Origin of the sequence: Bacillus sp. S2(2024), from assembly GCF_050474045.1 — a bacterium.
Classification (GTDB): Bacteria; Bacillota; Bacilli; order Bacillales; family Bacillaceae_G; genus Bacillus_A; species Bacillus_A yunxiaonensis.
The window spans coordinates 459,136-482,470 of record NZ_JBFLUS010000003.1 but is presented as its reverse complement, the minus strand read 5'-3'; the positions used below and the strand labels follow the sequence as shown (position 1 = coordinate 482,470).

The 23,335-nt window shown below is 37.2% G+C and carries 22 protein-coding genes and 2 pseudogenes; 3 read left to right on the top strand and 21 right to left on the bottom strand.

What is annotated here, in order from left to right; genetic code table 11:
• The first annotated feature begins 417 nt into the window (after positions 1 to 417).
• Positions 418 to 702, top strand: a complete 285-nt coding sequence (locus AB1284_RS02595; protein WP_429751905.1) for a hypothetical protein — start codon at positions 418 to 420, stop codon at positions 700 to 702.
• 53 nt (positions 703 to 755) lie between these two features.
• Here the strand turns inward: AB1284_RS02595 and AB1284_RS02590 are convergent.
• From AB1284_RS02590 to AB1284_RS02575, 4 genes and pseudogenes are all read right to left on the bottom strand, one after another.
• Positions 756 to 1,724 (bottom strand): annotated as a pseudogene (locus tag AB1284_RS02590) (sugar phosphate isomerase/epimerase family protein).
• The gene (locus AB1284_RS02585; RefSeq protein ID WP_429751907.1) at positions 1,721 to 2,740 is read right to left on the bottom strand and encodes a Gfo/Idh/MocA family protein; all 1,020 of its coding nucleotides are present in this window, start codon (positions 2,738 to 2,740) and stop codon (positions 1,721 to 1,723) included. Before AB1284_RS02585 ends, AB1284_RS02590 begins: the two are co-directional and overlap by 4 nt.
• A gap of 12 nt (positions 2,741 to 2,752) precedes the next feature.
• Complete coding sequence (locus tag AB1284_RS02580; RefSeq protein ID WP_429751909.1) at positions 2,753 to 3,778, bottom strand: Gfo/Idh/MocA family protein; 1,026 nt, start codon at positions 3,776 to 3,778, stop codon at positions 2,753 to 2,755.
• A 24-nt stretch (positions 3,779 to 3,802) separates the two neighbouring features.
• Positions 3,803 to 4,534 carry a ThuA domain-containing protein gene (locus AB1284_RS02575; RefSeq protein WP_429751910.1) on the bottom strand — a complete coding sequence of 244 codons (732 nt, stop codon included), beginning with the start codon at positions 4,532 to 4,534 and terminating at the stop codon, positions 3,803 to 3,805.
• A gap of 194 nt (positions 4,535 to 4,728) precedes the next feature.
• On the opposite strand from AB1284_RS02575, the gene AB1284_RS02570 reads away from it, so the two are divergent.
• Together AB1284_RS02570 and AB1284_RS02565 are read left to right on the top strand one after the other, a co-directional pair.
• Positions 4,729 to 5,646, top strand: coding sequence for an AraC family transcriptional regulator (locus tag AB1284_RS02570; RefSeq protein ID WP_429751912.1), 918 nt, complete (start codon positions 4,729 to 4,731; stop codon positions 5,644 to 5,646).
• Between the two features lie 247 nt (positions 5,647 to 5,893).
• Positions 5,894 to 7,243 (top strand): annotated as a pseudogene (locus AB1284_RS02565) (IS3 family transposase).
• 482 nt (positions 7,244 to 7,725) lie between these two features.
• Here AB1284_RS02565 and AB1284_RS02560 read toward each other — a convergent pair.
• The 17 genes from AB1284_RS02560 to AB1284_RS02480 all read right to left on the bottom strand — a co-directional run bounded on the left by AB1284_RS02560 (position 7,726) and on the right by AB1284_RS02480 (position 23,036).
• Positions 7,726 to 8,238 carry an Imm6 family immunity protein gene (locus tag AB1284_RS02560; protein ID WP_429751914.1) on the bottom strand — a complete coding sequence of 171 codons (513 nt, stop codon included), beginning with the start codon at positions 8,236 to 8,238 and terminating at the stop codon, positions 7,726 to 7,728.
• Positions 8,239 to 8,251: 13 nt separating this feature from the next.
• The gene (locus tag AB1284_RS02555; protein ID WP_429751916.1) at positions 8,252 to 8,989 is read right to left on the bottom strand and encodes a hypothetical protein; all 738 of its coding nucleotides are present in this window, start codon (positions 8,987 to 8,989) and stop codon (positions 8,252 to 8,254) included.
• A gap of 186 nt (positions 8,990 to 9,175) precedes the next feature.
• Positions 9,176 to 9,664 (bottom strand): SMI1/KNR4 family protein, encoded by a 489-nt coding sequence (locus tag AB1284_RS02550; RefSeq protein ID WP_429751918.1) that lies wholly within the window; start codon positions 9,662 to 9,664, stop codon positions 9,176 to 9,178.
• A complete protein-coding gene (locus tag AB1284_RS02545) occupies positions 9,661 to 9,846 on the bottom strand; it encodes an HNH endonuclease (RefSeq protein WP_429751920.1) in 186 nt (61 codons plus the stop codon). Before AB1284_RS02545 ends, AB1284_RS02550 begins: the two co-directional genes overlap by 4 nt.
• A gap of 126 nt (positions 9,847 to 9,972) precedes the next feature.
• Positions 9,973 to 11,271, bottom strand: a complete 1,299-nt coding sequence (locus AB1284_RS02540; RefSeq protein ID WP_429751921.1) for a suppressor of fused domain protein — start codon at positions 11,269 to 11,271, stop codon at positions 9,973 to 9,975.
• A gap of 17 nt (positions 11,272 to 11,288) precedes the next feature.
• Positions 11,289 to 13,226 carry an AHH domain-containing protein gene (locus tag AB1284_RS02535; protein WP_429751923.1) on the bottom strand — a complete coding sequence of 646 codons (1,938 nt, stop codon included), beginning with the start codon at positions 13,224 to 13,226 and terminating at the stop codon, positions 11,289 to 11,291.
• Positions 13,227 to 13,257: 31 nt separating this feature from the next.
• Positions 13,258 to 13,590: a hypothetical protein gene (locus AB1284_RS02530; protein WP_429751925.1), complete on the bottom strand. Its 333-nt coding sequence runs from the start codon at positions 13,588 to 13,590 to the stop codon at positions 13,258 to 13,260.
• Positions 13,590 to 14,321: a DUF5081 family protein gene (locus AB1284_RS02525; RefSeq protein WP_429751927.1), complete on the bottom strand. Its 732-nt coding sequence runs from the start codon at positions 14,319 to 14,321 to the stop codon at positions 13,590 to 13,592. The genes AB1284_RS02530 and AB1284_RS02525 overlap by 1 nt, the downstream gene beginning before the upstream one ends.
• Positions 14,322 to 14,341: 20 nt before the next feature.
• Positions 14,342 to 14,647 (bottom strand): WXG100 family type VII secretion target, encoded by a 306-nt coding sequence (locus AB1284_RS02520; protein WP_429751928.1) that lies wholly within the window; start codon positions 14,645 to 14,647, stop codon positions 14,342 to 14,344.
• A gap of 50 nt (positions 14,648 to 14,697) precedes the next feature.
• Positions 14,698 to 15,081 (bottom strand): hypothetical protein, encoded by a 384-nt coding sequence (locus AB1284_RS02515; protein ID WP_429751930.1) that lies wholly within the window; start codon positions 15,079 to 15,081, stop codon positions 14,698 to 14,700.
• A 431-nt stretch (positions 15,082 to 15,512) separates the two neighbouring features.
• Positions 15,513 to 16,745 carry an L-2-hydroxyglutarate oxidase gene (gene lhgO / locus AB1284_RS02510; protein WP_429751932.1) on the bottom strand — a complete coding sequence of 411 codons (1,233 nt, stop codon included), beginning with the start codon at positions 16,743 to 16,745 and terminating at the stop codon, positions 15,513 to 15,515.
• A gap of 82 nt (positions 16,746 to 16,827) precedes the next feature.
• The gene (gene glaH / locus AB1284_RS02505) at positions 16,828 to 17,766 is read right to left on the bottom strand and encodes a glutarate dioxygenase GlaH (RefSeq protein ID WP_429751934.1); all 939 of its coding nucleotides are present in this window, start codon (positions 17,764 to 17,766) and stop codon (positions 16,828 to 16,830) included.
• A gap of 259 nt (positions 17,767 to 18,025) precedes the next feature.
• Positions 18,026 to 18,169, bottom strand: coding sequence for a hypothetical protein (locus AB1284_RS02500; protein WP_429751936.1), 144 nt, complete (start codon positions 18,167 to 18,169; stop codon positions 18,026 to 18,028).
• Between the two features lie 155 nt (positions 18,170 to 18,324).
• Entirely contained in the window at positions 18,325 to 18,684 is a 360-nt protein-coding gene (locus tag AB1284_RS02495; protein WP_429751938.1) for a DUF3870 domain-containing protein, read from the bottom strand.
• Positions 18,685 to 18,716: 32 nt separating this feature from the next.
• The gene (locus AB1284_RS02490) at positions 18,717 to 20,159 is read right to left on the bottom strand and encodes an aldehyde dehydrogenase family protein (RefSeq protein WP_429751940.1); all 1,443 of its coding nucleotides are present in this window, start codon (positions 20,157 to 20,159) and stop codon (positions 18,717 to 18,719) included.
• 36 nt (positions 20,160 to 20,195) lie between these two features.
• Positions 20,196 to 21,524 (bottom strand): 4-aminobutyrate--2-oxoglutarate transaminase, encoded by a 1,329-nt coding sequence (gene gabT / locus AB1284_RS02485; RefSeq protein WP_429751941.1) that lies wholly within the window; start codon positions 21,522 to 21,524, stop codon positions 20,196 to 20,198.
• Positions 21,525 to 21,569: 45 nt separating this feature from the next.
• Positions 21,570 to 23,036 (bottom strand): amino acid permease, encoded by a 1,467-nt coding sequence (locus tag AB1284_RS02480; RefSeq protein WP_429754366.1) that lies wholly within the window; start codon positions 23,034 to 23,036, stop codon positions 21,570 to 21,572.
• Positions 23,037 to 23,335: the final 299 nt, after the last annotated feature.

The window sequence follows — 23,335 nt, the reverse complement described above, 5'->3', positions numbered from 1 at the left end:
TATCTTATCAGGGACCCCAATTACCCTAAAACAAGGACTTTGTGCATGTAACTATTCACGATGACCACCATAGCCAATGAACCATACCACCAACAAAAAACACTAAACCTAAAGCTAAAACAACAAAAGCCAGTATTGCATTTTTATTATTTTCCATAAAATTATCTCCTTGTCATTTTTTATAATAAAAAACCTTTAGTTGTAATTATGGCTAAAGGTTGCGATCATCATACTTCTCGATTTATAAAAATTTCATATTTATAACTCTTTCATGTGAAAAAAGGGATTTACGAACCTCCCCCTCCAAGGACTTTTTTCATCACTTCTGTTATATCGGCTCGTTTTCGGTAAAGCGGATGAAATGTATGCAACTATGGAACGCTATACATATCATGTAAAAAAGGAGATGGCTCTCTGTTGTATACATACACCTTATACGATTCAAGGGATTCTTTTGGCATCAGTAAGTCTTATCATATTAAATGCGAAATTCCTCCCCACCGATTTAGAGCAATTATGATGGAGTTTCGCCGTAATAAAGAAGTAGGAGAAAACATTGGAGAATTTATCGACTTTATGAAACGAGAGTTTGGCGAAGCATTCGAACTGTTTGAGTATGACGATATTGTGCAGTATGATGCAGACCAAGAGAATGGCATGATACTGGCAAACTTGCTGGATCAGACAGATACACATGTATGAAAAAGAAGAAGCAGGCTGAACCTGCTTTCTTCTTTAAACTCTAATTAATTGTATTACACCCACCACATTTGCGAAGGCGTTTCTTCTATTAATATGCTTTTCAAGTTCGTAACCGCACGTTTAAATCCTTCTTCAATCGACATGATTGGATCTTCATGTTCGATGCTTATTACGTAGTCATATCCGTACGTACGAAGTGCACTCATCATATTTGACCACTCTTTCATATCATGGCCGTATCCGACTGATCGAAATGTCCAAGCGCGCGTTTGAACTTCTCCGTACGGCTGCATATCTGTCAGGCCATACATATTAATATTATCTTGATCTAAGTACGTATCCTTCGCATGAAAATGATGAATCGCATTTTCTTTTGCTAAAATTTTAATGGCTCCGACAGGATCAATCCCTTGCCACCATAAATGACTTGGATCTAAGTTGGCGCCGATTGCTTTGCTTGTTTTTTCTCGAAGTTTTAATAATGTATACGGTGTGTGAACTAAAAATCCGCCGTGCAATTCTAAACCAATTTTCACTTTATGTTTTTCTGCATATTCTCCGAGCTCTTTTCAATAAGGGATAAGCTTATGTTCCCACTGCCAAGTTAATACATCCGCATATTCATTTGGCCACGGGGTAACAGGCCAGTTTGGATATTTCGCTCCCTCGTGATCCCCTGCTGTTCCAGAAAAACAGTTTACGACCGGCACGTTCAGCAGTGCTGCTAATTGAATCGTTTTACGAAGCGTGTCGTCAGACTCTTTCGCAAATCCTTCTTCCGGTGAGATTGGATTGCCGTGGCAGCTAAATGCACTAATGATCAGTTCTCGATCCGTTACTTTTTTTAGATAAGCTTCTCTTTTGTCCTTATCTTCAAGCAGTTCATCTAGCGGGCAGTGATGATTTCCAGGATAGCAGCCTGTTCCAATTTCAACAGCATGAAGACCTGCCGCTTTTACTTTATCTAACATCTCTTCAAATGAATGATCTGCAAATAAAACGGTAAATACGCCTAGTTTCATTTTATTTTCCCCCCTGTTTTACTAGTGTCATATATTTCATCGATAATAGCTGATACTTGCAGCGCTTCTTCAGGCTTCACTACTAACTCAGCATTTCCTTTGCAGGCATCAATGAAATTTTTAGCCTGCATGAAACTATAATCTTCTTCTCCTTCTATCCAAGCTGCCGTACTATTCAGCAGCATGCCGTTTTTCGCTTTGTAAAGTTCAAGTGGAAAAACGTTAATCCCTCCGTCTACCCCGGAAATGCTAACATGTTCTTCATCATCTTCAATATTGGCAGACCAAGACGTCTCCAGCAGCAATGAAGCACCGTTTTCAAATTTTATATAAGCGGTTACATGATCATCTACATGAAATGTCTCATGATCAAATGTTCCCCATTGATTTAACTGACCAGGTGTTTTACTTAATTCGTTGTACGCACTTCCAAGGACTTCAGTATGTTTTGGGTTCCCCATTAGCCAAAGAGATAAATCTAGTAAATGGCAGCCATAATCTATTAAACTTCCTCCGCCTTGCAGTTCTTTATTCGTAAATACGCCCCACCCAGGAACTTTGCGGCGCCGCATCGCTTTTACGCGCGCTACGAGAGGACGCCCTACTTCTGTCATCATTCTTTTTGCGGCTCGTGCTTCTTTCATAAAACGATAATGATAGGCAATTGCTAGTTTTCTATCAGCTTCTTTTGAAGCTTCCAGCATTTTTTCGCACTGCTGTTTACATAGTGCCATTGGTTTCTCACATAATACATGAACGCCTGCTTGCAAAGCTGTAATCGCAATTTCCGCATGAAATGCATTCGGCGTACAAATACAGACGGCATCTACTTCTTTCAGCATATCTTTATAGTTAGCAAATACTTGCGGGATATCAAACTTATTCGCTACCTCTATAGCTCTTTCATGATTCCTATCACTCACGCCCCAAATGACGCATTCATTACCTAACTGTTTAAACGCTGGAATATGCCGCCCAGTGGCAATTCCTCCTGCTCCAATTATGCCAATTCTCACGGTATTCACCTCTTATATGCGCGTAATTTGTTTTGTTTTGCTTGATTGTAAAGCTGCTAAAATGACAGAAAGAGATTTTAACCCTTCTTCTCCTGAAACAGCTGGTTCTTCATCATGCAAAATTGCTTGTACAAATTGTTCAATCACGTGAGAATTACTTTGTCCGCCTTCGTCATTCGACTGAATTTTCCCTAGTTCATAATTAACAACTTCCCCTGTCGCATATTGAACGATTAATGAATAGACTGGATGTTCTTCTAGACGAAGAATTGCTTTCTCACCATAAATAATCGTTGAGTTATCTTCTTTCCCCTTATAAGCCCAGCTTGCTGCAAGCGTTCCAATGACACCACTTTCCGTTTTTAATACACATACCGCATTATCATCAACATCAGCGAAATCTTTTGCGTTACTTTCAACAAATGCGCCAACCTCTACAAATTCTTCTCCCAGTAGGTAACGAAGTAAATCTGTTTTGTGAACGCCTAAGTCTCCCATCGCTCCAATACATGCTTCTTCTTTTTTAAAGAACCAGCTGTCTTTGCCGTCCACGCTCCATCCTTCTGGTCCGCCATGGCCAAAAGCTGTGCGGAAGCTATAGATTTTACCGATCTCGCCCTTTTTAATTAGCTCACGCGCCTTTTGATGAGATGCGACAAAGCGCTGATTGTGTCCAATCATTAATTTTTTGCCGTTTGATTTTGCTGCTTCAATCATTGCTTTTGCTTCTTCTATTGATGTAGCCATTGGTTTTTCACATAATACATGAACGCCGCTGTTTAAAGCTGCAATCGAAATAGGCGCATGCAGATAGTTGGGTGTACATACACTAACTGCATCCACAATGCCGCTGGCTAACAGTTCTTCGTACTTTGTATACGCTGCCGCGCCATATTGCTTTGCCACGCTATTTACACGTTCTTCATTTACATCACAAACTGCGACTAGCTCTACATTTTCATTGAATTGATATTCTGGTAAATGACGATACTTTGCAATACTTCCACAACCAATAACCGCTACTTTTATTTTCTCCATGACTTTTATCCCCTTTGTTTCAATTTACTTATTCGTTTTTACAGCAATTTGTTCAAGAGGCTTAGCATTGCCGTAGACAGGACGTTTTCTTTCTACTGGCTTTGCCCATTGAATTGCATTTATGATTACGCGTTGAATCTCTTTGTTATGGTACGTTGGGTATGTTTCATGTCCGGGTCTAAAATAGAACACTTTGCCATTCCCTCTTTTGTATGTGCAGCCGCTTCTAAACACTTCTCCGCCTTCAAACCAGCTTGTAAATATCAATTCATCCGGCGCTGGAATATCAAAATGTTCACCGTACATTTCTTCACGTTCAAGTTCAATGAATTCTGAAATTCCTTCTGCAATTGGATGGCTTGGCTCAACAACCCATAAACGTTCTTTTTCATCCGCTTCACGCCATTTTAGATCGCAACTTGTACCCATTAATGTTTTGAAAATCTTAGAGAAATGACCTGAATGCAAAACAATTAATCCCATACCGCCTAATACACGTTGTTTTACCTTTTCAACGATTTCATCTGCTACTTCTTCATGTGCCATGTGTCCCCACCATACTAATACATCTGTTTGATGCAATACTTCATCTGTTAATCCATGTTCTGGTTCATCTAAAGTAGCCGTTTTTACTTCAAACCCTGCTTCCGTTAAAAATGCTGCAATTGTGCCATGAATCCCATTCGGATATATTTCACTTACAACAGGATTGATTTGCTCATGCCGATTTTCATTCCATACAGTTACTTTTAACATGACAACACCCCTTTTTCCATTATTTGTGATAAGTATAGAAAAGATAAGGAATGAAGGATATGCTTAATTTGGCTGTCTTTTTATTCAAAAGTGTCATCATTTTTTTGGTTATTAAAAATCGAAAGAGAAAATAAGAAGAATTATGATATGTTTTATTTACAAAAGTGGCATGTTTTAAAGGAGAGAAATTGCGTATGACTTTAATAAAAAACGATTTAGAGGTTATTAATGAAAAAGTCATTTATCAAAATCCGTTGCTGTTTCTAAAAATATGGGAAATTCATATGAAAAAACAACATTTCAGTACGATAGAAAAACACCCTTGGCATTATCATAAAGAAGTAGAATTCATTGCCGTCGTTGAAGGGAATTTGGGGATACAAAGTAAAAACGAGTATGTTCTAATGGGCCCAGGCGATGTCATCGTTTTAGGTGCCTCTCAGCCGCATCGTTCTCATAAACCTCTAATGGACGATTTACGATATGTAGTGTTTCAAATCGATTTAGGGAAACATTTCGATGAAAGTATTATGCCGTACATATACTGTTTCTCTGAACAAACCAAACCTTTGAACGAAATAAACTATATTTTTGAAGAAAAACAAACTGTAAGAGATGAAATATATACTTTAATCATGGAAATCTTTCAAGAATCACAAACACAAATGAGAGGATATGAAATTGCCATTAGTTCTGCGATTAAGCGAATGATGCTATTACTCTTAAGAAATGACACACGCAACATATTAAACTATACAGAGGGAATTGGTCTGAACCGCTTGCGGCCAGTTCTTGAATACGTAGACAAACATTTGGAAGATAAGATTACTGTAGAAGAAGCTTGCTCATTACTAGGACTTAGCTACCATTATTTCATAAAATATTTCAAAAAAATTATCGGTACTTCATTTATTGATTACGTTAATTATAAGCGAATAAAAAAAGCTGAATGTTTATTAATGACAAGTGATCTTAGCATTACAAATGTAGGCTATGAAGTTGGTATCTCTAACATGGCTCAGTTCTATAAACTTTTCAAAAGGTATAATCAGTGCTCTCCAAAGGAGTTTAAGCAACGCATGCAAAATGAATTGGAAGCTAAAAAAGAATGAACAAAGTATGCTAGGTTCGTTGGACGTGCAGTTTCAATTTCTACTAATTTAACAGCAGGGTATGCATATTGGGTGAAATCAGGATACCTAACAGTTTGTCCTTTCTTATTTATATATGCACAAGTTCCATCCTTTCCCGTACCCTATGTTGTAATCTTAAAATAAAAAGCACTCGTTGCCTATTGTAGACAATGAACTGCACCCCAATTGTTAGACACAGTCTAACAATTGGAGGTGCAGTTTTTTTATGACAAGATACTCTTTAGAAACCAAGTTATCTGCCGTTACCGATTATCTTAACAGCGTAGAATCCTTTAAAGATATAGCTCAAAAACATTGTGTAGATATGACGATGTTAAAAAAATGGGTAGCTAAGTTTAAAAAACATGGATTGGCAGGTCTTCAAAAGACATATACAAAATTACTCTGTTGAGTTTAAAATGGACGTACTTAAATTTATAAGCGAGATGGGAGCGTCCATCGCAGAAGCTACTACGGTATTTAATATTCCTACTTCTAGCACTGTGTGGAAGTGGAAACATTTATTTGAAACACAAGGGATTGACGCTCTTCAACCAAAGGAAAAGGGGCGTCCACCTATGAAAAAGAAGCCAGAGAACAATCAACAAGTAGAAGGATCAGAAGAAGCATTAAAAGCGGAAATTGAGAGATTACGTATGGAGAATGCGTATTTAAAAAAGTTACATGCCTTAATTCAAGAAAAGGAAAAGTCACAGAACAAGACAAAGCGCAAATAATTTATGAGTTGAGGCACGAATTTAAAATCATTGACTTAGTAAAAGTCGCTGATATTCCGCGCAGTACCTATTATTACTGGGTGAAACGAATGGATTGCCCAGATAAATATCACGAAGTGAAAGAAATGATCCAACAGATTTTTCATAAGCACCAAGGTCGATATGGCTATCGTCGTATTACATGGACATTACGCAATCAAGGTATCATATTAAATCACAAAACAGTTCGTCGCTTAATGAGCGAAATGAATTTAAAATCTCTTGTCCGTATGAAGAAGTATCGCTCATATCGTGGGAAAGTTGGTAATATTGCACCAAACATACTAAAACGTGATTTTGGAGCAACGAAACCAAATGAGAAATGGGTTACAGATGTGACAGAATTCCACATACATGGTGAGAAGTTGTGTTTATCCCCGATACTTGATTTATATAATGGTGAAATTATTGCGTATAACATAGAGAAACGTCCTGTTTACCCATTAGTCTCAAAGATGTTGAATAAGGCTTTTCAACAATTAAAAAATGGTGAATTTCCTATCCTCCACTCGGATCAAGGATGGCACTATCAAATGAAGGAATACCAACATGTATTGAAAGAAAAAGGAATTACACAAAGTATGTCTCGTAAAGGGAATTGTTTAGATAACGCAGTCATCGAAAATTTCTTTGGCTTATTAAAGTCTGAATTACTCTACTTACAAGAGTTCGAAAGTATGGAACATTTTAAATTAGAATTAGAAAAATATATTCACTACTACAATCATGACCGAATTAAAACAAAATTAAAAGGAATGAGTCCTGTACAATACAGAACGCATTCCTCATTAGTTGCTTAAAATATGTGTCTAACTTTTTGGGTTCACTTCACAATCAAGTGCTTTAAGTTCATTTGTTTTTAAGTATCATTAAATTTGTAAGTTTTATAGCAACAGTATGACACCTTTTATATGTCATGACAACTACTACGTTAAAACTTACGAGTTTGTACGAGTTCGTTAGTTTTATGTCCATTCCATGTGTGTATATTCGTGACCCAGTAAAATGTCATCTCGCCTATTTATCATACTTTTCTCACAAACCCTGTATTAAAACAATATGTCTTGCTGGTACAACCATCATGAGTTTTAAATTTCAAGTAAGCATTTTTAATCGTTCAGACATAAATACTTTATAAGAAAACAAAAGCACTTGTTACCTAAAAGGAAATCAAGTGCTATTTCTATGCATAATAGGGATTCTTGCAACTCTAAACTGCAAACATCCTTTTCTAATTTGATAACTCTATTCCAAAAAAGTTCATAAAATAATAGAGTAATAGTTAATTTTGTATTTGTAATTCCCTTAAAACTTCTGTCCGCAAATCACTCGCAATATTCCCATTCTTATAATCATCCAATAAAAAATTTATTCTCTGAATATAACTATCTGAATTCTCTACACATTTTCCAAAACAATCCATAAAATGGTCTACTAATGTATCATCCACTAAAGCAATTGGTTCTGGATAATATTTGACACCTTCTCTTTCAAATGCTTTTCTACTAGTATAAGCAACTGCATCAATAACACAGTTCCAAGCTATGACATCTGTTTCATTATCTGACATCTCTTGAATTATTGTTATACCATTTTCCTCATTATCTAATAATTCATAAAGAATATCCCCTATATTTTCTTTACCTTTTAGCCATTCCCAACATTTACATATAACTTCCTGGGCTAAAATTTGATCTTCCTTTTGAGAAAATACCGACAAAACTTTTTCTGAAAGTCCAAGAAAAAATATTACTTTACCATCTTCTGTTAAACTACTAAAGTTAGTATTAGCCATAATTAACCTCCAACTAATCAATATACTTTCCATTTTTAATCATTAGATTAAGCCTACCAGTTACTTTAATGCTTTCATCAATTTCCGATGTTACTTCGATTTTTAGATTAGGATATTTTAAACTTAATTGCTTTAACACACCAGGCGGAACTTTATCGTTCGCTAATCCCTGATAACACTTTCTACATACACCTGAAGGATTCAATTGATGAAGTTTTAATGTTCCTGTTACATCTTCTGGTTTTATACCTGCCTTTATTACTGCTGAATCAAATTCATTCAGAACCCCTTCCTCTGCATGCCTAGTGAACAATGGGTTAGTCCTTGGGGCTTTAATATTCCTGTCAGGCATTACTTCATCTAAATCAGGTAATCCAGCTTCTTTTCGTACTTTCGGCGATCCTCCTTCAAAATGCAAATCTTCTAATCCTTTTACATCAGTTTTTCCAACTGCCACTGTTTCAGTTTCTGGAACATTCCATTTTTTCCTTAGTGCATCTATATCAGTTTTACCAATATCAATCTTACTTTCTTTACCCGTACCCTTAGCAAGCGAACCCTCTACACTCTTTATCTTATCATCTATAATCTTACTACTCTCTGTATGATGCTTATTGACCCATTCGATAACTCTTCCTGGTCCCCCAGCTTGCTTCGCTGCCAATGTACCATTTCCAGCTGGTTCATAACTCTTGAAGGAAGCTAATACATGATCCACACCCTCAGCCATTTTTCCACCAAGCTGATACATCTTGTCATTCCTGAAAATTCTATCCTTACGCTGACCAGTTTTAAATAAACTAGCTATCAGCTTTCTTATATGAATCTTTTATTTAAAATATCGGTTAAACAAATAATTTTCTTCTAAAACAAAAAGGGCTATCTCATAAGCAAGTGAAACCAACTTACGGGACAGCCCTTTTATTTTAACTATCTATTAATCATGTAATTTGTTTAAAAACTCAGTGAAGTTACTTGCCACATAAAATACATTTTCTCTTGCTACTTCCTCTGCCTCTTCTGCTGTAATCCCTTCACTTTCCATCAGCGCTTCTTTTTCCCATGCACCTTCATGTTCCCAAAATACCACAATAGGGTTATTTTTGTCATTTTTATAGTCAAAACATATTAAATTTCCTGCTGGGTCAAAAGCAAAAGGAACTAATTCTGCCGGTAGTGTATCCTTGTAATCATTAAATACTTCTATAATATTTTCATCATCATCCATATCGTAAGTTAGTAACGTTCCAAAAACCTTTCTTTTCCCTTCAACTTCAAACACCTCTGGACTAACATGCGCTCCATTATTCTTCATCACACATTCTATATAATCTAAAGGAAAATTAATGCCTAATTCCTGTTCAACATTCTTTACATCTTCTCGTGTAATAGGTTCATCCGGTGATCTCCATTGTACCTTACTCATCTGATTCCATCCCCCCATAACGTATTTCCACCTAAATGATTTACTTTATGTACTTTTGAAACGACTAATTGTATCTTTTCAGGTATCTGATGGTGATACCAAGTTAACCCATCGATTCTTGGTTGATCATCAAAATTTTCTCCAGTTGTAATAGGTTGAATATTTCTTTTGATAAAATCCATTCCACTAATTCAACCCTTTTATGAAAAAATATTGACGGTACCCACGTTTTTCCTATAACCTAATTTCTAATCTATAAAAATAAAACACCTAAACAATTTAAATCGTTTAGGTGCTCCTTTCAAATCTTATTTACACGTATTCTCCCGATTAAAGTCAAATGCCGCTTCAACGCCATTCTTCATTAGCTTTTGCAATAATACATCATGACCTTCTGTGAAATAACAAATAATTTCTTCTTTATATAATGGTAGTAATGTATGGAAATAGATTGGCCAGTCCCCTTCTATTCTTTTGCCATCTTCACGGAACTCCATTTTGAAAGCATCTGAACATTGTGGCAGTGGTGGTACAATCATAACACCACAAAACTCCGTACTTTCACTATAAGGATGAATTGGGGCATTCGGATTCCATTCGGCTCCCCCTAGCTGAGCTACATATGACTGTTTTAAATCTTCCTCCGATTGGTTTGGAAATACAAGCCACTGTCCTAACCAATATCCATTTCGCATTACATCTTTACCAAAGTTTTGTAAAAGGCGTAATGGCCAACCATATTTGGAATGCTCCAAAGTAGACGTAGATATTTCCCAATCCTTTGGCAGATGCATAACAAGTTCCGCATAGCCACTATCTACACTTGATGGTGCTGGCATACGTAAATAGCTATTTCGATACGTTACTAATGTATGATAATTTACTGTTTCATTAGGTCCAACATCATACAATTCTACATCTGTTACCATCTTTGAATTTGCTCCTATATGATTTGTAATAGGACCATAATACTGCTGAATGTGAGATTCAAAATCTTCTATCGGTGTCGGACGTATCATTGGGTTGTTTTCGATTAATGATTCATTGTTTTCTTCATCGGATGTCCACACTAATTTAAAACGAAATCCTTTCAATCCACTATTTGTAACTCTTTCTTTAAATTCGTCTGATACAAATATTTCTACGGATATAATAGGAAAATCTCCTAATGAATGCTGAGTATTACTATTGCGAAAAATATGCTGATTTTCTACTTTTTCTGGGATAAAAGTAAATTCATCATAACCACCATATTTAGTAGGAACTGATTTTCCATGGTCCACACACTCCAAAGTATTCGTCACGTTTATAGCATAACAGTCATATGTATCATGCAAAAGTGGCAAACACTCTACTTGACCTTCCATTAAATCATACAAAATATCTATAGCTTCTCTTGTAAGGATAGGTGGGCTAGGAATTGATTCCCCTTCAAAACTTAATAGATCCGCTTTTTCCACTTGGCTAAACGTCTTCATTTGAATGGGCTTCCATGTATTGAGCATTGGTGTACCATTAAATTCATTATCAAATACTTCTTGTTCGCTTTCATTATAAGTAGTTAATTCATCATAATCTAATAGATTTGTGAGTTGCCATATCTTCATATTAACACTCCCTATTTTCAATCTTTGTACAAGAATTGTATTTTTCCCGTTAGTAAACCTTCTCTTGTTTCTTCAAGGAAAGATAAAATTTCTTGTTTTTTATCTGCTTTCGAGAGGATTCTTACATCTAATTTATCTATCTCTTTTAATTTCTTTTCTAAATAATCTATATATTCTTGTCCATGCCTAAACATCATATTCCCTTTTTCATCCAAGTTATTCCATACACTATGCGTAACCTGCCCAGGCCAATTAGTGGAATAATTTTGTGGTAGAAATACCCCATTAGCAGCTGAATTTCCATCTATACCGTATTTCTCTATGTACTTACGTAATCTCCCTTGGTTATAAGGAGTAATATGATGTGCTTCATGCCTTGGTGGTCTTGGTATACCTGCATTTTCTAATTCATGACCAAGTATTGTAGAAGGCTGCTTTGATGCTGCATGTTCCTTGGTTAATTGTGTCCATTTTTCATCACTTCTTATCTTAGTTGCATAGTCATCGGCTAGTTGACTCGCTTGTTCTCTCAAAGATTTTATCTCATCAAGATCTACATGATTTCCCTTTTTTAATTCTTGATTTATATATTTTAATTCACGTTCTGTCAAATGTTTTCCATCACCGCTGGCACATATCAGTTTCCCTGTCCATTCACTCGGTTGAATCTTTTCATTTTTTAAAGCGTTAGAAAACCATGCTGCACTTTCTTCATTTAATCCTAAATTATTAAGAATTCTCTCATCAAGAGAACCCTCTACACCCTTTATCTTATCATCTATAATCTTACTACTCTCTGTATGATGCTTATTAACCCAGCTATGGAAGTCTGTACCACCTTGCTTAGCTGTTATTACACCATGTTCATTGATTTCAAAGCTTTTGGTTTTGGCTGTCATATTATCTATGCTTTTCGCCAATTTTCCGCCAAGCTGATACATCTTGTCATTTCCGTATTTTTCTACTTTTAGGCTTCCTAGTTTCATACGGTCAAGCATAATATTCTTACTATTATGCAACGATTGTACCACATTTTTCCCTGTATTTGGATTAAATACTTTGCCTGCCTCTTGCATTTTTGATAGTTTTGCCAAGGATAAAGCACTGTCTAATCCTTTGAATCCTTTTACCGCTGTTCCAAGGACTGGGATGGCATCAAGCGCTCCGAATATCCCGTTCTCTGCTCGTTCGGCATCGCTTAACTTTCTGCCGGTTCCCCAGTCTTTTCCGTCGTATGCACTCTTAAGTTGTAAGCCGCCATAAAGAGCTGCGGCTGTGAGTCCAGCTGGCGGGCAAACAATGGTTAAAATGATAAGTCCAGCTCCTATTACAAGATCACGCCACGTCTCCAGCTTTTTTTGTTCGTCTTCTCTCGTTTTGTACTCGAATCCTCGCATGGATGGGACTAGTTTACGATATTCGGCGTAATCTAGCTTCGCATCTGGATTTTCTTGTTTTATTTCTTTATACTGCGCGCGTAGAACTTTATCAAATTCTACGGAGTCTTTGAAAATATCGTCCACCGTTATTTTATCTTTTTTCGTCGTAATCGTTTGTGGCATGCCATAACCATGTACGTTTGGCATCGTTGTCGTAGAAGTAGAGCCAATTCGATTTTTTGTTGAGTAGTTTCGAATCGATAGATCTCGCATTTTCCCCGCAAATTTGTCCATGTCTTTGTAAAAGGGTTCGTCTATATGTCTCGATACAACTTGCCCTGCTTGTGTGCAGTAGTTTCCTAGTGTGATATAGTCGTCAAGCAATCGATTGATTTTTCCTTGCTGACTAGTATGTTGAAAGTGAATACTTCGGTCGGAGTCAAGAGAATGTATTTTTGACTCTATTTCTTCTAAAAGATCATTGACTTTTGTTAATTCTCTCAGTGCCTCTTTTGTTAGTTGGTCTATTCCTTCTTTCATTTCTTGCCAAGCATCTGGCTTGTAATGCACATCCATTTCTTTTTCATCCCCCTTTGCCGTATAGTGATTAACCGCTGATACCTAAGATTTTTTGTAATTCTTCATCCTTTTTGATCATTTCTTCTAGTGTATAATTCACAACGAGTGCCGCTTGTCTATAGTTGTCTGCGAGCTCCATCGTTTTTCCTAATATTTCGTTGTAATGTTTAATGACTTCTGTTGCTTCGCCTTTTCGATAAAAATCGCAGTTTGTTAGACTATCAATATTTTTCGCTACGACATCAGCATACAGGTTATAAATGTTTTGCAGGCGCGTTGCGATATCAACCATTTCCGTGAAATTAACTAAAACTTGTGAGCCGCCTCCTTCTGAACTGCCATCCGTCATTTGTACGTGCATCAGTTTATTCCTCCTAATGATAGACTTTTTGGATCAATAAATTTCTTATACGGCATTTTTAACACATCATATATCTTCTTATTTAAAGCATATAGACTAATCCATTCATATCGTTTCCGTTCTACATCAATTTGGATATAATCGTCTCCCTCTGTGAAGTATAAGAAACAATCCCATTTTCCTTGTTCTATTAAACTTGTTGTACGTGGCCGACTAAATGTTTCTATTGCTAATAGTTCTTTTTGTGATAAATCCATTTCTTCAAATGTTTCCTGTTCTTCCTGCGGCATCTTATTTGTTAAAAACGTAGTATCTTTCTCTCTCGGTTCTCTCATTAGAAATGGAATTCTTTCTAATAACGATACATACACATCCCGCTTCGGTATGTAATGGAGTTCATATTCCTCATTTGGCTTTATTTCTGTTAGTACAGCTACTCGGTCTTTGTCATCTGGTAAAAATCCTACTAAGAGGTTATTGAACCTTGTATACTCCTGACTTTCTTGATACGCTTTCAGCAATTCAATGAATTGGAATGCAGCCATTGTCAGTCCGCCGTCTTCCATAATGAGCCCTTTTCCCCTTAAGCTTTCGGTTGCCTTCGTTACACAATCGGCATCATCCATTATGAGTTTTTCCCGTTCAGGTAAACCAAATAAATAAGTAACGCCAGCTGCACCAGCTAATACATATAATTCAGAAGGACTGAAGCCTTCTATGTGATTTTGCATCGTTTTATCCCTCATTTCTATTACAGGTTTTTAATTATTTGCACTTCAGTTGTGTTAGAGAATGTCTGAATATGTGTGTCGAGATCTTTCAACGCTTTTGTATGATCTTCAAGTGCGTCTGCCATATCGGCATTTAACTGAATGATTAACTCCAAATAACATAGAAATGCATCTCGCGTCTTTCCTTGCCAATGAGAGCTTGTCACAGTTGCTTGTAAGTCTTTTGCCTGCTGGAGTGCTTCTTTTACACTATTTTCAATTTGCTGTGCATAAGCAATTGCATTTACCGCTCTCTCACCAGAAATTTCAATTTCTTTCCCACTCATGTTTCAACCTCCGTTTCTATTAAAATGCAGTGCGAATTCATAGTTTGCATTTATTTTTTCCGTGCCGCAGCTTCCCGTTCTTCTGCCTCTGCTTTTGCTTTATACTCTAAATATTTACTGTATGCTCTATTTTTAGCATATGTAACGTTATCTAAAGACTGCTTAAAATAAGTTATAATTCCCGATAAGATATCATCTTTTTGTTGACGTTTCTCCTCAAATTCCCGAGCTGGAATTTTTTCAGACGGCAAGCCGTTACTTTTTGCTTCATAACTTCTCTTTGCGGACTCTGCTTTCTCAATATGTTGCCTTACTTCTATTTCCTTAGATTTTAAATATTCATATAATTGATCATAATCATCACGTTTTCTTTCATTTTCTGTATACCCAATATGAAAGAAGTTACCAACACGATCTAAAAAACTTTCTGGCATTTCTAAACCTCCTCATTTTTATAAAGTGAAACTTCCATCAGTGGGGTGCTTTATCCCCACTGATGGTTAGTTGAACCAATCGGGCTTTTACGGGCAGTTATCCCCCACCTATCTTCTTTGCTTTTCTTCACATCTTGAGGTGGGGTCTTACTGCCCGTTAATGCGGGATGAGTTCAACATGCTAGATTTGTATTTTTTAACCATAATTCCATTTTTTATAAAAATAATGTTCAACACCGTCATTTTATCAAATCGTTTATGCATTTACCATATTTTATGAAATGAGGCTATATATTCACCAGCATTATCCATAAACATAAAAGGATGGCTTCGGTATATGAACCAAAACCATCCTTTTATTACATATCGCCCATTAAAGCCAATTAGGAAGATTGTTATCACAAGCGTCAAATCTATATTTCTCCTTCTATTCAAGCCTTCACCTGAAACGCCCCCGACGAACTTACCATATCTGCTATTGAATCTGGAATCTGCTCTGCAATCGCCTCCCCAATCTTCAAGCTTGCTGTTGCAGCCGGAGATGGGGCATTACAAATATGCATAGAGTTAGTGCCTGAAATAATACAAAAATCATCTACCATGTTTCCATTGGATAGAATCGCCTGTGCTCTTACACCAGCATGAGTTGGAACAATATCCTTATCTGTCAGCTCTGGTATTAGGCGCTGCAAGCTTTTAAGAAAGGATTGTTTACTAAAAGAGCGAATCATTTCTTTCATGCCTTCTTTCATATTCGGCATTGCCATTCTCCAAAAACCGGCGTAGGTCATTGTTTCCATAAAGTCCTTTAAATCAAAATCTTTTTTTGTATATCCTTCGCGTTTAAAGCTTAAGACCGCATTAGGCCCTGCATGTACATCTCCATTTATCATTCTTGTAAAATGCACACCTAGGAACGGAAAATCTGGGTTTGGAACTGGATAGATTAAGTGTTTTACGAGATGGCGTTTTTCTGGAACAAGTTCATAATACTCGCCTCGAAACGGGACAATTTTCATATCTGTTAATAATCCTGCTTTTTTTGCGATTCGGTCACTATGTAAGCCGGCACAGTTAATGAGAAACCGCGTTGTAAAAACGCCTTGATTTGTCTCAATAGTAACAAAATCTTTTTTCTCAAAAATATGTTCCGCTTTCGTATCTAAGTGCACCTCTCCTCCATTCTCTTGGATGATATGTGCAAACGCATAACTTACCCCTTTATAATCGGCAATTCCGCAAGAAGGAACGCGAATCGCTCCTAGCCCTTTTACATGGGGCTCAATTTCCGCTAATTCTCCTTGATCAATTTGAGAAATGTCCAAACCATTTTGCAGCCCTCTTTCATATAGGTTCTGTAAAAGAGGAAGTTCTTCTTTTTCTGTAGCGACAATCACCTTTCCGCACATATCATAAGCAATTCCGTTTTCTTTACAGAACTGCACCATTGCGGCATTTCCCTCTTTTGCAAATCTAGCTTTGTAGCTGCCTGGTTTATAGTAAATGCCGGAATGAATCACACCGCTATTATGTCCAGTTTGGTGATGTGCAAGTATAGTCTCTTTTTCAATAACTGCGATTTTGGCATGAGGAAATTTTTTCGTTAAAGCCATCCCCGTTGAAAGCCCAACAATCCCGCCGCCAATAATTATAAAATCATACATCAAACTTCCTCCTTACGTGTTATATGTACGTATACCTGTATATCATGAAAGGCAGGCCTTATTTCAAGACCCGCCATACATATTATTTAGAGAAGCAGCCGCGTTGGCGCATTAACTCTCGATATAAATCTTTATTTTTCTCAAAAGGAGCTCGCCCGTGCATCCAAAATAAGTTATTTAATAGAACTAAATCGCCAACTGGTAATTTTAATGCATGCGTTGCTGGTGAGTTTTCGACAGAGTGTGATAGCTCTTTAAGATATGTTGCTTGTTCAATATTATCAGGATAAGCGAATTGATCAATAAAACAAATACACGGCGCATTATTTACATCAAAAAATGTTTCACGGTATACGATTTCTTGTGCATTCTTACTTGGCGGTGCTTTATACGTCATTTTGACGGATGCTAGTGGATGATTTCGAAACTTATCGAGCTCCTCCCAATCATCTAAATGAAGTAAACGTGATTCTCCGCCTACTGCATTCTTTTCCTCGATTTTCATCATCAAAAGCCAATCTGTCGGTTCGTCAACAAACGTTCCATCTGTATGAAGTGTGAATAAGCGATACGCTTGGCGAAGATAAGAATCACTGCTGTCTGTATCTTTCACGTTAAATCTAGCATAATACGTTCCTGTCATTGCATCAAAGTTAGACGTACCAATTAAGTGTGTTAATGCCGTTGCAAATTTCACATAGTCTTCTGGATTTGTCGTTTCCCCCTGTACACCAATTGTAAATCCGCCCGTTTCCCGGTCATGAATAATGCCTCTAACATTCTCCATGAAGGATGCACCAAAGATCTTTTTCATTTGATTAGCAAGGATAAAACGAGAATAAGGAATGTATTGTAATGATTGCTCAGAATGCTCTTTTACCTCTTCGAAGAATTGCCCAAGCAATTGCTGATTGAACACAATGTGATACAAGCGTTTATGTTCTGGATGAGGCACAATTTCATATCCCTCATACTTCTTTGCAAATTTCATTTTGATTTCTTGTTCCGTGATCATCAACATCTTCCTCCTTAGTCCAAATAAACTAAAAAGCCAGTCATACGCATCCACAATTATAAATTGTAGAAACGTACAACTGGCTTAAAATTACGAGTGTTCTTTAATCTCTTAAAGTACAATAATAATAGACAGTTTTTCTATTCAACTATGTGCAAAATAGAAAGCGAAGATCGGATGTAGAGAAGGGTTATTTCTCATATGGATCTTATCACTTTATAATTAAATAATAATTTAAAATTTTCTGAATGTCAATGTGTTTATATCATTTATTTTCGCTCGTGTACTTAACTTTGTTTCGACTACATGCCTTACACATTTTACAAGATTTCACTGCATGAGTTTCCTTACATCCTCTTTTTGGCTTTACCTGCTCTTTTACACCTTGAACTTCACTTGATTTTGACATGTTCCTGCCTCCTTATTGTATAAAAAATAAAAGAGCCAGTTATATTCCGCTCATCAAATAAGCTGGAATACAACTGGCTCTCGTTTACGAACGCTCTTTAAACAGTAAAGTGCAATAAACTCGACAGTTTCATCATTTAGTTTGGGATTAAAAAGTTATTTTATAGGACCTATTTCCTCATAGTCCTCTTCAGGTCTTTCACCGTTTACGTAACTTGTATATTGGCGGTACAAATCCTTTAAAGCACTAATGATTGCATTTTGCGCTTTTCCTTGATAATGGTAAGAGATTTCTTGAATGATGTCTTCAATGCCATCTCGTAAACTATATCCTCTTAAAATTTGAGAAATAAAGTCTCTCCCATGTCCTGTCGCAAGGGTACATGACGATTCGATAATTACATGATATTTGTGATCTGCCTCTATTGTAATCGTTAGTGTTTCATAGACGCTGCGTACAGCCATCCCTTTCGGAAGCCTTGCATGTCCTGCCATGAAAAAAGTTCCTTTACGCATGTTCATCCCCCATTATTATGCATCTTTTGTCATCATACTTGATCTACATACACTGTCTTAATCCTTGTATAAAATTCTGCAGCTGCTTTCCCTTGTTCACGCGGACCAGCACTAGAGTTTTTCATTCCGCCAAACGGAACTTGCGGCTCTGCTCCTGCTGTTTCAGAGTTTACATGAACCATTCCAACTTCCATATCATCAATAAATTGCTGCGCAAGACTTAAATTATTGGTACAAATGGATGCGCTAAGTCCATATTCCGTATCGTTAGCCAAATGAATTGCTTCTTGATAATTGTTCACCCTAAACAAACAAATAACCGGACCGAAAATTTCTTCTTTCGCAATTCGTGCATCATGAGGTACATCTTCAAAGATAGTAGGTAAAATATAAAATCCGTGTTTTAACTCATCTTCTGTTGGTACGCTTCCCCCGCAAATTAAAGAAGCTTCTTTCTTACCTGCTTCAATCATCGATAAAACAATTTGCTGCTGGTTCTCGGATACACATGGGCCCATAAACGTACTATTTTCTAATGGATTTCCAACTTTAAGAGCCTCTGTACGTAACACGAGTGCATTGCGAAATTCATCATAAATTTCCTCTTCAACTATAATTCTACTTGTTGCAGTACATTTTTGTCCTGTTGACATAAATGCACCTCTGATCGCAATCTCTACTGCTTTGCTAATATCGGCATCCTTTAGTACAACTAACGGATTTTTCCCGCCCATTTCTAATTGCACTTTTTTGCCGTTCGCAACAGCAGTTTGCTGAATTGTTTTTCCAACGCCATTAGAACCGGTAAAGGATATTGCTTTTATATCAGGGTTTTCTGTTAATTCCGTTCCAACTACTGAACCTTTCCCAAATACACAGTTAATAACGCCGGCAGGAATTCCCGCCTCATGAAAAGCATTCACGAGGTGAAATACTGACTTTGGTGTAATTTCAGCAGGCTTGATAACAACGGTATTTCCGTAAATCAGTGCCGGGGCCATCTTCCATACTGGAATCGCAATTGGGAAATTCCACGGTGTAATCAATCCTACCGGTCCAACTGCTACCCGTTTGCTGTAAAGCATCGTTTTCGGATTGGCCGAAGGAATCATTTCTCCCACAGGCTGATTCGCTTCTCCTGCATAATATTCAAGAATGCTAATCGCTCGTTTCGTCTCTCCTATACCTTCAGCGAGTGTCTTTCCTTCTTCACTCGTCAAATCATGACCGATTTCAGTCACTCGTTCTTTTAAAATAGCTGCCGCTTTCCATAAGTAACTTGCCCGCTCTTGAAACGATAACCCTTGCCAATTTTGAAAGGCTTCTTTCGCAGATGCAATTGCGGCTTGTGTATCGTCTGCTGAACTTAATGGAAATTCTCCTAATACTTCTCCATTATGCGGATTATAGTTTTTAGAATATTGATGAGTAGATGGCTCTTTCCACTGCCCATTTATATAATTGAAAAACTTCATTGTACTACCTCCAACTGGAAAAATAATTGCTTCTTCTTATTTAGATACCTTAGCAATTGCTGCTTCAAGAATAGCCAATCCTTCTTCAAGCTGTTCATCTGTTATAACAAGCGGCGGTAAGAAACGAAGTACACTGCTATAAATACCAGCACTGATTGTAATTAAACCTTTGTTATGTGTTTCTTGCATAATTGCTTTAACCTCTTCTGCTGCTGGCTCTTTCGTATTTCGATCCTTTACAAGTTCCATAGCCGTCATGGCACCAAGGCCTCTCACATCGCCAATTAATTCATATTTATCCTTCCAGCTATTGAACACTTCCATCATACGATCGCCGATTTCCCGAGCGCGTTTTACTAAGTTTTCTTCTTCAATGACATCTAAAACAGCTAGAGCAGCCGCACAAGCAACCGGGCTTCCTGAAAAAGTCCCGCCAAGTTGTCCCGGGCCAGGTGCATCCATGAGTTCAGCTCTTCCTGTCACTGCGCTAAGCGGCATACCTGCAGCAATTGATTTTGAAAATGTCATTAAATCAGGAGCTACCCCAAAATGATCCATTGCGAACAAGTTTCCTGTACGAGCAAAGCCTGTTTGAATTTCATCTGCAATCATGATAATTCCATATTTATCACAAAGGTTTCTTACCCCTTGCATAAACGCAGCAGATGGTACAATAAATCCACCTTCACCTTGAAGCGGTTCCAAAATAATTGCCGCAATATTATCACTTGCCACTTCCTCTAACATAAAGCGTTCAAAATACGCTAAAATTTGCCCGTCTACTTCTTCTTTCGTCATACCGTCTTCTGCGCGGTAATAATATGGATAAGGAAGCTTGTACACATCCGGTGCAAACGGACCAAATCCATGTTTATAAGGTTTTACTTTACTTGTAAGAGACATTGTCATAAGCGTACGTCCGTGATACGCGCGTTCAAACGAAACGATAGCACTGCGCCCAGTCGCTTTTCTAGCAATTTTCACAGCATTTTCTACCGCTTCCGCTCCGCTGTTTGCAAACATTGTTTTTTTCTTAAAATCTCCTGGCGTTAATTCGTTCAATCTTTCAGCTAACTCAATATAGCTTTCATACGGCGCTACATGAAAACAGCTATGAATAGAAGATTCTACTTGCTCTTGAATCGCTTTTACTACCTTCGGATGACAATGCCCTACATTTTGCATCCCGATCCCGCCTGCAAAATCGATTAATTCGTTGCCATCTATATCAGTAATAATCGCCCCTTTCGCAGATTGAACATATAAATTGGTAATATTATATGGACCTGCAGGCACCGCATTTTTTCTTCTTTCGTTTAAAATATCAGATTTTGTAGTTACAATATTGTTCTTTTCTTTTAACATTGAACTTACCCCTTTTTTCGTTTTTTAATTTGTATTACATATGACTTAATCTTTCTCTAAACCAATCCCCGAACCTTTTAAAATTGGAAATCCTGCTTTCTCTTCCTTGATAGGCTTATTTCTAACTCTTAGAAAATAGGATGCTATCACAATAGCAGCAGCTAAAATCGTTAAATAAAATTGCATACGCATATCGTCTATAAATGCTTGTGAAACAAATATCGTAACAATCATAAGAAGCGTTGCGTATGTGAGATAAGGAAATAACCACATTTTCACTTTTAGTTTCCTCGGGTCTTCTCTTTCCGCTTCTCGTCTTAATCGAATATGAGAAACTGCAACAAACATATACATAAGCATCGTAACGCCGCCTGAGCTATTTGCTAGAAAAGCAAACAGTTTATCAGGAGATATAAACTTCAGCGCAGCGCAAACGAATGCAAATAATACACTCGCAACGATCGCCCAAATTGGTGCACCTCTACTGTTTAATTTCGAAAAAGCAAGAGGAGCATCTCCCTTTTTAGAAAGGGAAAATAACATGCGAGAACTTGTGTATAATCCTGAATTCAAAACAGACAGCAAGGACAGGAACACAACTCCGTTCATAATTTCCGCAGCAGCAGGGACTCCTGCCATCCGAAATAAACTTGCATAAGGAAGCTTCAATAATTCTGCATTATTCCACGGCATAAAAATGACCAAAATCGTGACAGATCCTACAAAGAACAGCATAAGACGCCATACAACACTGTTAATTGCTTTGATAACATTCTTCTCTGGATTTTCAGATTCTCCCGCCGCAATCGCAGCTACTTCACTACCTGATAAAGAAAAAGAAATAAATACAACACTCAGCAATACAGGCACAATCCCTTTTGGAAAAAAGCCGCCGTTTTCAGAGATTGTCGAAAAACTAGGCCTGTCCACACCAGGGACAATCCCAAAAATCATCGCAATTCCTAACCCTAAAAATACAAGAATTGCTGCAACTTTAATAAAAGCTAACCAATATTCAAACTCTCCATATAGCTTTACAGAATAAATATTCGTAATCGTCATCAAAATAATCATGGAAAGACTGGCTATCCACGCTGGTATGGAAGGGAACCCATTGTTGACCATCGCCCCTAACAATACCGATTCAATTGCGATAATAATGACCCAGTTAAACCAGTATAACCAACCGATTGTGTAACCAGCCCAAGGTCCAATTGCCTTATGAGCATATGTTGCAAAAGAACCACTATCAGGATTTACCGCAGCCATCTCTCCTAACATCCGCATCACGAGTACAACCATTAAAGCACCAATAATATAAGACAAAATTGCCGCTGGACCTGTTGATTGAATAATAGTCCCGCTCCCTACAAATAATCCTGCTCCGATAACCCCACCAATTGAGATCATTGTTATATGCCTGGTTTTCAAGTCTTTTTGCAGTTCATTTTTTCCTTTAACCAAAAAGATCACCAACCTATAAGTATTTATTTTCACAAATCCTTCTAGCATACATAAGATTGAAACATTGCCCGGCATTGATAACGTTTTCTAAAAACCGTCCTATAAAGCGAAACTTCCATTTTATAGAAAAATAAAAAGAGCCAGAAAAACAATGTAAAGAATTACACTGGATTTTACTGTCCCTATCCCTATGGCTCGTCTTCCTGCTAAGGAAGTTCAAGTGGAAAGAAGCCAATTCATTTCTATTCAATTCATCGCAACAATATCCGGGCTTGCAGGGAGGCTAATCACTGTCATCCGTTAATAAACTAATATTATTACAAATATACTGAATATTCAACATTTAT

Coding starts and splice junctions, on each gene's coding strand:
- AB1284_RS02580 (WP_429751909.1), bottom strand. CDS start 3,778: ATGGAGAAAATAAAAGTAGCGGTTATTGGTTGTGGAAGTATTGCAAAG.
- AB1284_RS02575 (WP_429751910.1), bottom strand. CDS start 4,534: ATGTTAAAAGTAACTGTATGGAATGAAAATCGGCATGAGCAAATCAAT.
- AB1284_RS02570 (WP_429751912.1), top strand. CDS start 4,729: ATGACTTTAATAAAAAACGATTTAGAGGTTATTAATGAAAAAGTCATT.
- AB1284_RS02560 (WP_429751914.1), bottom strand. CDS start 8,238: ATGGCTAATACTAACTTTAGTAGTTTAACAGAAGATGGTAAAGTAATA.
- AB1284_RS02555 (WP_429751916.1), bottom strand. CDS start 8,989: ATGTATCAGCTTGGTGGAAAAATGGCTGAGGGTGTGGATCATGTATTA.
- AB1284_RS02550 (WP_429751918.1), bottom strand. CDS start 9,664: ATGAGTAAGGTACAATGGAGATCACCGGATGAACCTATTACACGAGAA.
- AB1284_RS02545 (WP_429751920.1), bottom strand. CDS start 9,846: ATGGATTTTATCAAAAGAAATATTCAACCTATTACAACTGGAGAAAAT.
- AB1284_RS02540 (WP_429751921.1), bottom strand. CDS start 11,271: ATGAAGATATGGCAACTCACAAATCTATTAGATTATGATGAATTAACT.
- AB1284_RS02535 (WP_429751923.1), bottom strand. CDS start 13,226: ATGGATGTGCATTACAAGCCAGATGCTTGGCAAGAAATGAAAGAAGGA.
- AB1284_RS02530 (WP_429751925.1), bottom strand. CDS start 13,590: ATGCACGTACAAATGACGGATGGCAGTTCAGAAGGAGGCGGCTCACAA.
- AB1284_RS02525 (WP_429751927.1), bottom strand. CDS start 14,321: ATGCAAAATCACATAGAAGGCTTCAGTCCTTCTGAATTATATGTATTA.
- AB1284_RS02520 (WP_429751928.1), bottom strand. CDS start 14,647: ATGAGTGGGAAAGAAATTGAAATTTCTGGTGAGAGAGCGGTAAATGCA.
- AB1284_RS02515 (WP_429751930.1), bottom strand. CDS start 15,081: ATGCCAGAAAGTTTTTTAGATCGTGTTGGTAACTTCTTTCATATTGGG.
- lhgO (WP_429751932.1), bottom strand. CDS start 16,745: ATGTATGATTTTATAATTATTGGCGGCGGGATTGTTGGGCTTTCAACG.
- glaH (WP_429751934.1), bottom strand. CDS start 17,766: ATGTTGATGATCACGGAACAAGAAATCAAAATGAAATTTGCAAAGAAG.
- AB1284_RS02500 (WP_429751936.1), bottom strand. CDS start 18,169: ATGTCAAAATCAAGTGAAGTTCAAGGTGTAAAAGAGCAGGTAAAGCCA.
- AB1284_RS02495 (WP_429751938.1), bottom strand. CDS start 18,684: ATGCGTAAAGGAACTTTTTTCATGGCAGGACATGCAAGGCTTCCGAAA.
- AB1284_RS02490 (WP_429751940.1), bottom strand. CDS start 20,159: ATGAAGTTTTTCAATTATATAAATGGGCAGTGGAAAGAGCCATCTACT.
- gabT (WP_429751941.1), bottom strand. CDS start 21,524: ATGTTAAAAGAAAAGAACAATATTGTAACTACAAAATCTGATATTTTA.
- AB1284_RS02480 (WP_429754366.1), bottom strand. CDS start 23,036: ATGCTAGAAGGATTTGTGAAAATAAATACTTATAGGTTGGTGATCTTT.